Genomic DNA, 11,811 nt, shown 5'->3' with positions numbered 1-11,811 from the left:
GTCTTGCCACTAGTGCAGTACCTATCACGCCTGCTCCAGCAGCAAGCAGCCAACCCATTGGCCTTTGGCGACCGTTGCCAGCCGACGAGTTCTTGGCGAGGTCTGGCACTAGGTCAATCTCCCGGGTAGCGTTAGGTGCGGAACGCCTGAGCAGGCAGTTTTTGCCATCACCATCGGCAACTCGAATCAGATTATGACACTTTTTGGTGCGTGCGACCGGACCGCTCGTTCTCCACTAAAGAGCTGCCTAGCCGTTAGCGCATAGGTGGGTACGTTCTATGTGCCTTGTGGCGGGCGTTCTGTAAAAGAACCCCGGAGCGGCAGCGTCGCTCAGGTGGTCATCGTGCCGATGAGCCGCTATTCGGAACCCGAGTTGCCAGCCTGAGTGTCTCACTTCGAGTGTAAGCAGTCGTTGCTTATCGCAAGCCTCTCCTACGCCAGCGTTCGCCGAAGCGCGTCGTGCCAGCCTTCGATCAGCGGCGCGCGCGCGTCCTGGGTCATCGTCGGCTCGAAACACTGTTCACGCGACCACAAGCGTTCGAGCTCGTCCAAGCCAGCCCACACGCCGGTTGCCAGCCCGGCGTGGAAGGCGGCACCCCGCGCGGTCGTCTCCAGGTCGTCGGGGCGCTCGACCGGCACCTCGAGCAGGTCAGCGAGGAAGCCGCACAGCCAGTCGTTCGCCGCCATGCCGCCGTCGACGCGCATCGTGGCGGGGCGCGCGCTGCCGTCGGCGACCATGGCCTCGACCAGGTCCATCGTCTGATACCCGACCGCCTCCAGCGCGGCGCGCGCGAGATGCGCCTGGGTGGCACCGAGCGTGAGACCGAAGATCGCCGCACGCGCGTCGGGATCCCAGTGCGGCGCGCCAAGCCCGACGAAGGCGGGGACCATGTAGACGCCGTGGCTGTCGGGCACCTGCGTCGCCATGTCGTTGGTCTCGCTCGCGTGAGTGATGACGCCGATGCCGTCGCGCAGCCACTTGATCGCGGCGCCGGCGACGAAGATCGAGCCTTCCAGCGCGTAGGTCGTGCGCCCATTCAGCCGGTACGCCGGCGTCGTCAGCAGCCGGTTCTCCGACGCGATCGCCTCCTCGCCGGTGTTGAGCAGCATGAAGCAGCCGGTGCCGTAGGTCGACTTGGCCATGCCCCTGGCGAAACACGCCTGTCCGAACAGCGCCGCCTGCTGATCGCCGGCGATGCCCGCGATCGGGATCGCGGCGTCGAACAGTCCGTCGGCGGTGTGGCCGTAGACGTGCGCATTGTCGTGCACGTCGGGCAGTATTGCCATCGGCACGTTCAGCAGCCGGCACATCGCCTCGTCCCATTGGCCCTCGCGGATGTTCCAGAGCAGCGTACGCGACGCGTTGGTGACGTCGGTCGCGTGCACCGCGCCGCCGGTCAGCCGCCAGAGCAGGAACGAGTCGATCGTCCCGAACGCGAGTTCGCCCGTCTCGGCGAGCGCGCGCGCGCCTTCGACATGATCGAGGATCCAGGCGAGCTTGGTGCCCGAAAAATAGGGATCAAGCAGCAGCCCGGTGCGCGCGCGCACCTCGTCTTCGGCGCCCTCCCCCTTCAATCGCGCGCAGGTCTCCGCAGTGCGGCGGTCCTGCCACACGATCGCATTGTGGATCGGTTCGCCGGTCGCGCGATCCCACACCAGCGTCGTCTCGCGCTGGTTGGTGATGCCGATGCCCGCGATGCCGTCCGCGCCGACGCCGCTCTCCGCGATCGCCGCGCGCGCGGTCGCCAGCACGTCGCGCCAGATATCTTCAGGATCGTGCTCGACCCAGCCGGGTGCGGGATAGTGTTGCGCGAACTCGGTCTGCGCACTCGACACGCGCTTGGCCCTCGCGTCGAACACGATGCTGCGGGTCGAGGTAGTGCCCTGGTCGATCGCCAAGATATGCGTCTTTGCCATGCTTGTCCTCTCCTGACCCGACCGGCGGCAGCAGTCGCGCGTTTCGCAGGGCTGCGTCAACACTTTCGTTTTCACGTCAAATGAACTATATACGAAAGAGCAAACGAAAGTGACCTGCCATGACCGAATCCTCTCACCTCTACGACCTGCTGATCGTCGGCGGTGGCATCAACGGTGCGGGGATCGCGCGTGACGCCGCTGGGCGCGGCCTGTCGGTGCTGCTGGTCGAACAGGACGATCTCGCCAGCCACACGTCTTCGGCCTCGACCAAGCTGATCCACGGCGGGTTGCGCTACCTGGAATATGGTGAGTTCCGCCTGGTGCGTGAGGCGTTGATCGAGCGTGAACGGCTGTGGCGAATGGCACCGCACATCATCTGGCCATTGCGCTTCGTGCTGCCGCAGACGCAATCGCCCAGGCCGGCGTGGATGGTGCGGCTGGGGCTGTTCCTCTACGATCACCTCGGCGGGCGCGAGGAACTGCCCGGTACCGACACGATCGCGCTGGATGAGACGGTGTACGGCAACGGCTTAAAGGACGGCGCGGGTAAGGCGTTCGTTTATTCCGACTGCTGGGTCGAGGACAGCCGCATGGTGGTGCTGAACGCGCGCGACGCGGCCGAGCACGGTGCCGACATCCGCACGCGCACCCGGCTGATCGACGCGCGCCGCGACGGCGCCGAGTGGATCGCGACGATCGAGGGTGACGCCGGGCGAGCAACGGTGCGCGGGCGCGCGCTGGTCAATGCCGCGGGGCCGTGGGTCGCCGACGTGATCGGGCGGACGGGCGCGAACCGCAGCGAACGCGGCGTGCGGCTGGTCAAGGGCAGCCACCTCGTCGTGCCGAAACTGTACGAGGGCGATCACGCCTTCATGTTGCAGAACCCCGATCGGCGTATCGTGTTCGCGATCCCCTATGAGGGCAAGTACACGCTGGTCGGCACCACCGACGAGCCGTGGGAGGGCGCGCCCGCCAAGGCGCAGATCAGCGAGAGCGAAACCGACTATCTGCTGGAAACCGCCAATCGTTATTTCACGCGCACGCTGACCCGCGCCGACGTGGCATGGAGCTACGCTGGCATCCGGCCGCTGTACGACGACCAGGCGGGCAGCGCCTCGGCGGTGACGCGCGACTATGTGCTCGACCTCGATGGCAGCGAAGATCGTGCGCCGATGCTGAGCATCTTCGGTGGCAAGATCACCACCTATCGCAAGCTGGCCGAGCACGCGATGGCCGAACTGGCACCGTTCTTCCCGCAGGCGGGCACGGCGTGGACCGCGGGCGCCGAACTGCCCGGCGGCGACATGGACGATTTCGAGCGCTTCCTCGCTCATTTGGCACTGGATCATCCCGAGGTCGCCCCGGCGCTGCTGCGGCGGCTGGCGCGCGCTTATGGCACGCGCGTGTCGCGCATCCTCGACGGCGGGCTGGGCGAGGACCTCGGCGGCGGGCTGACGCGCGGCGAGGTCGATTACCTGGTGAGTGACGAATGGGCGTCGACCGCGGAGGACATCCTATATCGCCGCAGCAAGCTCGGGCTCCACGTGCCGGAGGGAACCGAGGCGCGATTGACCGACTATCTCGCGCAGGCGGTGCGCGCGGCGGCGTGAACCAGCCCGCGCTCGATCTCGTCGCCGATCGGCACCGCCGCATCCTCGAACGCGCACGACAAACGGGCAGCGTCGCGGTTGAGGCATTGGCGAGCGAGTTCGGCGTTACGCCGCAGACGATCCGCAAGGATCTGAACGACTTGGCCGCGCGCGCGATGCTGGCGCGCGTTCACGGTGGCGCGGTGGTCACGTCGGGCGTCGACAACCTCGACCATGCGACGCGCGCCGCGGTTGCCTCCGATGCCAAGGCCGCGATTGGCGCGGCGGCGGCGCGGCTGGTACCCGAGGGTGCCAGCCTGTTCGTCAACATCGGCACCACCACCGAAGCGGTCGCGCGCGCGTTGACCAACCACCGCGAGTTGCTGGCGATCACAAACAATCTGAATGTCGTCGACATTTTCGCCGGACGCGCGGGTATTGAGGTGATCGCGGCGGGCGGACGCGTGCGCGCGAGCGACCGCGCGGTGGTGGGGGCGCTGGCGATGGACTTCATTCGCGGTTTTCGCGTCGACTATGCGGTGATCGGTGCCTCGGCGATCGACACGGACGGGACCCTGCTCGACTTCGACGTGGAGGAGGTGCGCGTGTCGCAAACGATCATTGCGCACGCACGCAAGGTGATTCTGGTCGCCGACCGCAGCAAGGTGGGCCGCCCTGCGCCGGTGCGGATCGCCGGCGTCGACGCGATCGACTATCTAGTCACCGACCGGATCGAGCCGCACCTCGCCGACGCGTGCCGCGAGGCGGGCGTCGCCGTGATCGAGACAGAGGCGGAGGCCGGGTAGCAGCGCAGGGAGAGATCCGATGGGCTCAAGTTGAACGTCGACCGAAGATGCGCGACCCGACACGCTGGGCGCGGCTTCGCTCGAGCGGCTGGCTGGGCAGCTTATCCATGACGGCACTCGCTGAACCAAGGCTCGCTGCTGCCCCAGTGTACGTTGGCTCTTTTTCATGCCGACTAAGCTCTAGCGCGATGTTCTAACCTAACGGCTACTGACGACGCCGCGCGTATCTGCCTTCGCTTAGGCGCGTTGCCCCCTGCGCGCATCGCACTTACTACGTCAGCAGCCAGGCGCGCGGTGACAGCCTGCTCTGGCGCAATCCCGCCGGCGACGCACCCGTTGCGTAAGCGAGCAGCAAGGCCGATGGCCGCACCGACACCGGAGCCCAGGGAGCGCTCGCCTGAGCATCACGGCGCGGTGGCGAACCAGATCGTGTGATTGGCGCCCTTGCCGTTGCTGCGCGCGCGTACGGTGCGCTCTTCGACCGCGAAGCCCGCGACCGACAGACGCCGCGCGAATGCCGCGTCTGGCGCGGCCGACCACACCGCCAGCACTCCGCCCGACCGCAACGCCTCGCGCGCGGTGTGCAGCCCACGCATGCCGTAGAGCCGGTTGTTGGCGGCGCGCACCAGTCCGTCCGGGCCATTGTCGACGTCGAGCAGGATCGCGTCATACTCGCCCGGCCCTTCGGCGATCATGTCGGCCACGTCGATCTGCATCACGGCGACGCGCGGGTCGTCGAGGCATCCGGCGGTCAGCGCGGCCATCGGTCCTTGCGCCCAGGCGATGATTTCCGGAACCAGTTCAGCCACCGTCACCCTCGCATCGTCGGACAGAACGGCGAGGGCCGCGCGCAGCGTAAACCCCATGCCGTAGCCGCCGATCAGCAGTCGGGGTGCCGCCCGCCCCTGCAACCGCTCGATCGTCATGGTGGCGAGCGCTTCCTCCGATCCGCTCATCCGGCTGTTCATCAACTCGTTGCGATCAAGCACGATCATGAAATCGGCGCCGCGGCGGAACAGCCGCAAATCCTCGCCGCCGGGCACGCGCGCGGTGCCGATCAACTCCCTGGGAACCATGATGCCTGCCCGAACCGTCAGTGGAAAGGTCGCGCGTTACGCCTGCCCGCGCGGCTTGGCGACCACCAGGCCCGCAATCTTTTGGCAAAATGACGCGGGCGCGCTATATGGACCGTGTCTGAGCGCGGTTCGCGCGCCGGCACGTTCACCAACAATCGGGAAATTATCGAGCTACATGGCTGCGTTCAAGGAACAGGGTTTTCAGGAGCGCGCCGCGCTCGCCGCCAAGGCCAAGGAGGCCGCGATCGCGAAGCTGCGCGCCAAGCCGCCGGTCGACGAGGCGGTGCTGGCCGAACAGCGCAAGATCGCCGAGGAGCGCGCGGCCGAGCAGGCACGCGTCAGCGCCGAGAAGAAGGCGGCGCGCGAGCAGGCGATTGCCGAGAAGAAGGCGGCGCGAGAGGCAGCCGCCGAGGAAGCGCGTTTGGCCGAGGAAGCCAAGCAGAAGATGCGCAAGGTGCCAACCGAGGCCGAGATGAAGGCCGCGCGCGACGCTCGCTACGCCGCACGCAAGGCACGGCTCAAGCGCTGACGATCGGTGGCCGTGCCCGCGCGCACGGCCATCCGCGCCGACGCTGGTGGTCGCGACCGATTGCTCGTGCGACTTCCAAACCGCAGACGCTTACGCCTGCTGGTTACCCCGTCACTACACGTTTGCGTAAACCCACCCGGACCGCACCAATGGCGGCGATGGTGACCCCTACGGGAATCGAACCCGTGCTTCAGCCGTGAAAGGGCCGCGTCCTAACCGCTAGACGAAGGGGCCGTCAGGCGAGGCGGCGCATTGCGACAAAAGCGTCGGCCGGTCAAGCCCCGCGTGCGGCGATCGAGTATTTCATCGGCTCAGTTCGCCCAGGCGGCATCGTCGAGGTGTAATTCCGCGGCGGGACGACTGCCCCAGTCGTCGAGCTTGGCACGCCCCGCCAGCCACAGTCGCCGCGTCGGTCCAGCGGCGAGCAGCGCTTGGCCAAGCGGCGTGTCGGCGGCGCGGAACGCCATCGCCTTGATGCTGCGCCCGTCGTCGCCCGCGACGATCGCACGGACGTGGCCGTTGCCGACGACGTCGACCTTGATCGTGCGCACCGGCCCGACCGCCACGCGTGGGCTCGGCCAACCGGTGCCGTACGGCCCCCCTGCCTCCAGCGCCTGGACCAGGTCGGGCGTGACGCCGCCAGGCGCCAGCACCGTGTCGACCAGCAGCGCGCGGTTCGCGGTCGCCTGCGCCACCGCCTCGGCGAGCCGCTCGTCGAGAAAGGCGGCGAGCGCGTCGATTTGGTCACCTGCGACCGTCAGCCCCGCCGCCATCGCGTGGCCGCCACCGGCAACGAGCAGCCCATGCTCCTTCGCCGACAGGATCGCGGCGCCGAGATCGACGCCGGTGATCGAGCGGCCCGAGCCTTTGCCGACGCCGTGCTCGTCGAGCGCGATGACGATCGCGGGCCGCCCGAGCTTCTCCTTCAACCGCCCGGCGACGATGCCGATCACGCCGGGGTGCCACCCCTGCCCCGCGACCAGCACGATCGAACGATCGGCGACGATGCTGGCTTCCGCGCCCTCCTGCACGATCGCCTCGATCGCGCGGCGTTCCCCGTTCAGGCGGTCGAGCTCGGCGGCGATCGCGCGCGCCTCGCCGGCGTCCTGCGTGGTGAGCAACCGCACGCCCAAGTCGGCGAGCCCGACGCGCCCGCCCGCGTTGATCCGCGGGCCCAGCGCGAAGCCTAAATCGGTCGCGGTCGGCGCGCGCGTCAGCCGCGATGCCTCGATCAGCGCGGCGATACCGGGGTTGCGCCGCGCGGCCATCACCTTCAGTCCCTGCGCCACGAAGGCGCGATTGAGCCCACGCAGTTGCGCAACATCGGCGACGGTGCCGAGCGCCACGAGGTCGAGCAGCTCAAGCAGCTTCGGCTCGGTGCGGGCCGCGAAATAGCCGCGGGTCCGAAGCACGCGCACCGTCGCGGCGGCGAGCAGGAAACAAACGCCGACCGCCGCCAGATGCCCGTGTGCCGCGCCATCGGTCTCGTCGAGCCGGTTGGGGTTCACCACCGCGTGCGCACGCGGCAGTTCGGTGGCGCATTTGTGGTGGTCGACCACCAGCACGTCGACGGGCACATCGGCCAGCGCCTCGAACGCCTGCGCGCCGCAGTCGACCGTGAGGATCAGCGTCGCGCCTTCGTCCGCCAGCAGCCGCATCGCCGCGGCGTTGGGGCCATAGCCCTCGCTCAAACGATCGGGAATATAGACGCGCGCCTCGCGCCCCAGCGCGCGCAGCAGCAGCGTGAGCAGCGCCGAGGAGGTCGCCCCGTCGACGTCGTAATCGCCGAAGATCGCGATCTTCTCACCGCGCTCGACCGCGTCGGCGAGCCGTGCGGCACCCTTGTCCATGTCGAGAAAGATCGAGGGATCGGGCATGAAGCTGCGGATCGACGGCGCTCGATGATCATCGAGCGCCTCGCGCGGGCAGCCGCGCGACAAGAGGATCTGCGTGATGAGATCGTCGGGCACCATGCCGGATCGCTGATCGTCGGCGAGCGCGCGCCAGCGCCATGCTTGCCCGAGGATCGAGCGATCGATGTCCAAAACATTCCGCATTAACGATACTTAGCCGAAACTGGCGCGGGGGTCACGCGCCCGCACGCGCTCCCCTCAAGCCTGTCGCATCACCCAAGGATGCTCGCGGAACCACTTGGTGACGATGTACTTGACACCCTCCACCACCGGCATCCCCTCGTGCAGCGTGCGCGTGTTGGGGCGACCGTCTGCTTCCATGTTGTTCCACGTCAGCAGCATGCCGCGCCGCGGCGACGCGCGCACCCCGCCCTGCGGGAACCAGGTCGCACCGCCCTCCTCCACGTCGTTCAGGTAGATCATCGCGGTCCAGGTGCGCTGCCCGCCGCTCGCTCGCATCTGCGGCCAGTAGCTCTCGCCTTCGTGGAAATAATCATGGTGCGTGCGGAAATGCTGGCCGGGTGCGTAACGCTGCCCCTGCATCGTCTCGCCGTGCGCGGGGTCGAGCCCGAGCGCGCTCGCGATCCGCTCGTCGATCGCGCGGATGTCGGAGGCGTTGCGGTCCATGTCGCAGCTCTCGCTGGTGCGATTGGCGCCCTGCCCGTTGTCCGACAGCAACGTCGAGGGCCGACGGCGACGCTCGATCAGCGCGATCAGGTGATCGCACGTCGCGCCGTCGAGGAAGTCGAACGATCGATACGCCTGGATCGTCTCGCTCGGCAGCCGCGTCATGCGCGGGTCGGCGTCGAGCCGCGCGGCGACCGACTGGCCGATCGCGGCGCGCGCTGCGGAGGGTTGACCGGGAGGAACGCTGGTGATCGCCATGTCCTCACCCTTGCAAGGTGTAGCGGATGAGGCAAGCTCGTCCGCCGCCGGCCGGGCCGCTCACCAGAACAGGTCGTGCACCACGTCGACGATCTCGCCGCTATCGACGTCGACCAGAACCGCGTCATTGTAGTAGCGCACCCAGCGATACGGGCCGTAGGGTTCAGGCAGGCGATAGGCGAATGGATCGTCGATCCAGTAGCTTTGCGCGAACAGCACGCTCGACAGCCGCGCGCCGACGCCGAAGCGGCGATAACCGCCGTTCCAGCCGTAAGGCGCATAATAGCGCGGCAGTCGGAACGCGCCGCGGTGGCCGGTGCGATAGCTCGCCCAGTCGTAGCGGCGATCCTGCCGCCAATCGCGGTCCCATCCGCCACGACCGCGCGCCCATTGCCGCGCGTCGTCGGAGCGCCAGTTCCAGTCGCGCCGCTCGTCGAAGTCGGAGCGATCGTACCACGCACGCTCGTCGCGCCCCTGCTGGTAGCGCCACGATGCCCCGTCGCGCCCGCGCCAGTCACGTCCGGCCCGGTCGCGCCCAGATCGATCACGCCCTTGCCATTCACGCCCGCGGCGGTCTCCGGCTCGGGCATTCTCGGATCCGCGGTCATCCCGCCCCGCGCGCGGACGCCCGTCTCGGTCGGCGCGCGGCTGATCGGTGTTCGTGGGTCGATCCGGCCTCACTTGGCGATCGTCACCGCGCCAGTCGGGACGCTGGCCGCGCGCGCCTTCGCGGCGGTCGGAACTCCGTTCGCTTGGATCGGGTCGCGAGTCGCCGCCGTGGGTCGGGCGATCGGCACGGTGCCACTCGCCGCGCTGCTGCGGCTCGGCTCGTTCGCGTCGCTGCCACGCGCCATTATCGGCTGCGCGATCGACGCGAGCGCGATCCGGGCGCGGCTCGCCGCGCTGCTCCGCCTCGATCCGCGCCTGCATGCGGGCGCGCATCGCGTCGCGCAGCCCGACTTCCTGCGCCAGCGCCATGCCTGGCAGAACACTCGCGGCGGCGGCGAGCAGCCCGGCCACGAACGACTTGGTCTTCTGCACCGCTGGTACCTCACCCTGTCGGCACGCCGATCGCACCGTTGACGAGTATCGGCGTAGAAGGTCCGCAGCGAACCTTTGCTGAACTGCGCAGTCAGCAACGTGAAAGCTTGGACGCGCGGCGCACCGGTTTAGCCGGCGACGCGCTCCACGATGACCGCGGGTGCCATGCCGCCCGCCGCGCACATCGTGACGAGGCCGTAGCGCTTCTCCTGCCGCTCGAGCTCGTCGACGATCGTCCCGATCAGGATCGCACCGGTCGCGCCGATCGGATGGCCGAGCGCGATCGAGCCGCCGTTGACGTTGACCTTCTCACGGTCGAGTTCGAGGTCGCGGATGAACTTCTCCGCTACTACTGCGAACGCCTCGTTGATCTCCCACAGGTCGATGTCGTCCTTGGTGAGCCCCGCCTTCGCCAGTACCTTCTTGGCGGCCGGCACCGGCGCGTTGAGCATCAGCGTGGGATCGTCGCCGACGTTCGCCATCGCCACGATCTTCGCACGCGGCTTCAGCCCATGCTTCTCGGCGTAATCCTTCGACGCTAACAGCACCGCCGCCGCGCCGTCGACCACACCCGAGGAGTTCCCGGCATGGTGGAAATGCTGGATGTCGAGATCGGGATAGCGCCGGTTGATCTGCTTGCGAAACGTGTCGCCATCCTTGTTGTACGGCATGTCCGCCATCGCCGCGAACGAGGGTTTGAGCGCTGCAAGCCCTTCCGCGGTCGTCTGCGGACGCGGGAACTCGTCGCGGTCGAGGACGACATTGCCATCGTCGTCGGTCACCGGCACGACCGAGCGATCGAACCGCCCCTCGTCCATCGCGACCTTCGCGCGGCGCTGCGACTCGAGCCCCAGCGCGTCGAGCGCCTCGCGGTCGATCCCTTCCATGCTCGCAATGGCGTCGCCGCACACGCCCTGGTGCGATTGCGGATGGCTGAGGTTGAGCCGCTGATTGCCCGATCCCATGCCGAGCATCGGCTTGCCCGCTGCCATGTCCTCCTGCCCCATTGCCGCGGTCAGGCTCATCATCTCGGTGCCGCCCGCGATCACCAGGTCTTCCATGCCAGACATGATCTGCGCCGCGGCGAAGTTCACTGCGGTGATGCCGCCGCCGCAGAAACGGTCGAGCGTCGTCCCCGACGCCTTCACGTCATATCCCGCGTCAAGCGCGGCCATCCGGCCCAAGTCACCGCCCTGCGCCCCGCGCTGCGTCGAGGTCGACCAGATGATGTCGTCGACCTCCGCCGTGTCGATGCCGTTGCGCTCCTTGATCGCTTTCAGCACCGTGGCGGCGAGATGCTGCGGGTGCATGTGCGCGAGCGCGCCTTTACCCTGCTTGCCAATCCCGCGCGGCGTCCGGACGGCATCGATGATATAAGCCTCGGCCATGCGATCCACTCTCCTGATTGTCGGCACGCGGCCCTTTACCGCCGCGCTTTTCCGGCATAACCTTCGTTATGGTAGCTGACATGTCAAGCGTCGTGGATCGCCCCGCCCGCAAGCCCGCGAGTGCGCGCACGCCCGACCTGACGCCCGCGGCATGGCTGGAAGCGGGGCAGTCGTTGCTGCGCCGCGGCGGTCTTCGCGCGCTGAAACTGCGGCCGCTCGCCGAGGAGCTGCGCGTCTCGACCGGCAGCTTCTACCATCACTTCCGCGACTTCGACGATTATCAGGGACAACTCGCGCGCTATTTCGCCGAGGATCAGGTGAGCGACCTGATCGACGCACTCGAACGCGCGACGCCCGATCCGATCGAGCGTATTCGCCTGCTCGGCCAGACGGTGCGTCGCCGCGGCTCGTCGCGCCTGGCGATCGCGATGCGCGCCTGGGCGGAGAGCGACCCGCGCGCGCGCACCGCGGTCGAGCGGCACGACATGCTGATGCTCGACTTTCTGGCGCGCTGCCTGATCGCGGTTGGCTTCACGCGCGAGGAAGCGGAGATCCGCGCCTACGGCCTGATCACGCTCGGGCTGAGCAAGGTGCACGCCCCACATCTTAACATGGCGTCGCTGTTCGACTCGCTGCTCGACATCATGGTCGCGCGGCCGGCCTGACC

General features: G+C 68.1%; 10 protein-coding genes and 1 tRNA gene. 4 read left to right on the top strand and 7 right to left on the bottom strand.

Annotation, left to right across the window (positions count from 1 at the left end; all coding sequences use genetic code 11):
• Positions 1 to 432: 432 nt before the first annotated feature.
• Positions 433 to 1,917: a glycerol kinase GlpK gene (glpK, locus tag HRV97_RS10480; protein ID WP_174194225.1), complete on the bottom strand. Its 1,485-nt coding sequence runs from the start codon at positions 1,915 to 1,917 to the stop codon at positions 433 to 435.
• Positions 1,918 to 2,036: 119 nt separating this feature from the next.
• Here glpK and HRV97_RS10475 point away from each other — a divergent pair, with 119 nt between their 5' ends.
• Positions 2,037 to 3,527 carry a glycerol-3-phosphate dehydrogenase gene (locus tag HRV97_RS10475; RefSeq protein WP_174194224.1) on the top strand — a complete coding sequence of 497 codons (1,491 nt, stop codon included), beginning with the start codon at positions 2,037 to 2,039 and terminating at the stop codon, positions 3,525 to 3,527.
• Complete coding sequence (locus tag HRV97_RS10470) at positions 3,524 to 4,312, top strand: DeoR family transcriptional regulator (protein WP_174194174.1); 789 nt, start codon at positions 3,524 to 3,526, stop codon at positions 4,310 to 4,312. Before HRV97_RS10475 ends, HRV97_RS10470 begins: the two co-directional genes overlap by 4 nt.
• 404 nt (positions 4,313 to 4,716) lie before the next feature.
• Here the strand turns inward: HRV97_RS10470 and HRV97_RS10465 are convergent, their stop codons facing one another.
• The gene (locus tag HRV97_RS10465) at positions 4,717 to 5,388 is read right to left on the bottom strand and encodes a polyamine aminopropyltransferase (protein WP_174194223.1); all 672 of its coding nucleotides are present in this window, start codon (positions 5,386 to 5,388) and stop codon (positions 4,717 to 4,719) included.
• Positions 5,389 to 5,563: 175 nt separating this feature from the next.
• On the opposite strand from HRV97_RS10465, the gene HRV97_RS10460 reads away from it, so the two are divergent.
• Complete coding sequence (locus tag HRV97_RS10460) at positions 5,564 to 5,917, top strand: DUF6481 family protein (RefSeq protein ID WP_174194222.1); 354 nt, start codon at positions 5,564 to 5,566, stop codon at positions 5,915 to 5,917.
• A gap of 159 nt (positions 5,918 to 6,076) precedes the next feature.
• Here HRV97_RS10460 and HRV97_RS10455 read toward each other — a convergent pair.
• The 5 genes from HRV97_RS10455 to HRV97_RS10435 form a co-directional block, all read right to left on the bottom strand.
• Positions 6,077 to 6,151, bottom strand: a tRNA-Glu gene (locus HRV97_RS10455).
• A 77-nt stretch (positions 6,152 to 6,228) separates the two neighbouring features.
• Positions 6,229 to 7,974 (bottom strand): single-stranded-DNA-specific exonuclease RecJ, encoded by a 1,746-nt coding sequence (recJ, locus tag HRV97_RS10450; protein ID WP_174194221.1) that lies wholly within the window; start codon positions 7,972 to 7,974, stop codon positions 6,229 to 6,231.
• Between the two features lie 54 nt (positions 7,975 to 8,028).
• Complete coding sequence (locus HRV97_RS10445) at positions 8,029 to 8,715, bottom strand: prolyl hydroxylase family protein (protein ID WP_174194220.1); 687 nt, start codon at positions 8,713 to 8,715, stop codon at positions 8,029 to 8,031.
• A 60-nt stretch (positions 8,716 to 8,775) separates the two neighbouring features.
• A complete protein-coding gene (locus tag HRV97_RS10440; RefSeq protein ID WP_343044488.1) occupies positions 8,776 to 9,756 on the bottom strand; it encodes an RcnB family protein in 981 nt (326 codons plus the stop codon).
• 128 nt (positions 9,757 to 9,884) lie between these two features.
• A complete protein-coding gene (locus HRV97_RS10435) occupies positions 9,885 to 11,144 on the bottom strand; it encodes an acetyl-CoA C-acetyltransferase (RefSeq protein WP_174194219.1) in 1,260 nt (419 codons plus the stop codon).
• A gap of 80 nt (positions 11,145 to 11,224) precedes the next feature.
• Here HRV97_RS10435 and HRV97_RS10430 point away from each other — a divergent pair, with 80 nt between their 5' ends.
• Complete coding sequence (locus HRV97_RS10430; RefSeq protein ID WP_246248677.1) at positions 11,225 to 11,809, top strand: TetR/AcrR family transcriptional regulator; 585 nt, start codon at positions 11,225 to 11,227, stop codon at positions 11,807 to 11,809.
• Positions 11,810 to 11,811: the final 2 nt, after the last annotated feature.

Origin of the sequence: Sphingomonas hominis (genome assembly GCF_013328205.1) — a bacterium.
Lineage (GTDB): Bacteria > Pseudomonadota > Alphaproteobacteria > Sphingomonadales > Sphingomonadaceae > Sphingomonas > Sphingomonas hominis.
The sequence above is the reverse complement of the archived record's forward strand: the minus strand, read 5'-3'. Positions and strand labels throughout refer to the sequence as shown.

Bases quoted from the DNA above. Each gene is read 5' to 3' on its own strand.
- glpK (WP_174194225.1), bottom strand. From the start codon at position 1,917: ATGGCAAAGACGCATATCTTGGCGATCGACCAGGGCACTACCTCGACC.
- HRV97_RS10475 (WP_174194224.1), top strand. From the start codon at position 2,037: ATGACCGAATCCTCTCACCTCTACGACCTGCTGATCGTCGGCGGTGGC.
- HRV97_RS10465 (WP_174194223.1), bottom strand. From the start codon at position 5,388: ATGGTTCCCAGGGAGTTGATCGGCACCGCGCGCGTGCCCGGCGGCGAG.
- HRV97_RS10460 (WP_174194222.1), top strand. From the start codon at position 5,564: ATGGCTGCGTTCAAGGAACAGGGTTTTCAGGAGCGCGCCGCGCTCGCC.
- recJ (WP_174194221.1), bottom strand. From the start codon at position 7,974: ATGCGGAATGTTTTGGACATCGATCGCTCGATCCTCGGGCAAGCATGG.
- HRV97_RS10445 (WP_174194220.1), bottom strand. From the start codon at position 8,715: ATGGCGATCACCAGCGTTCCTCCCGGTCAACCCTCCGCAGCGCGCGCC.
- HRV97_RS10435 (WP_174194219.1), bottom strand. From the start codon at position 11,144: ATGGCCGAGGCTTATATCATCGATGCCGTCCGGACGCCGCGCGGGATT.
- HRV97_RS10430 (WP_246248677.1), top strand. From the start codon at position 11,225: ATGTCAAGCGTCGTGGATCGCCCCGCCCGCAAGCCCGCGAGTGCGCGC.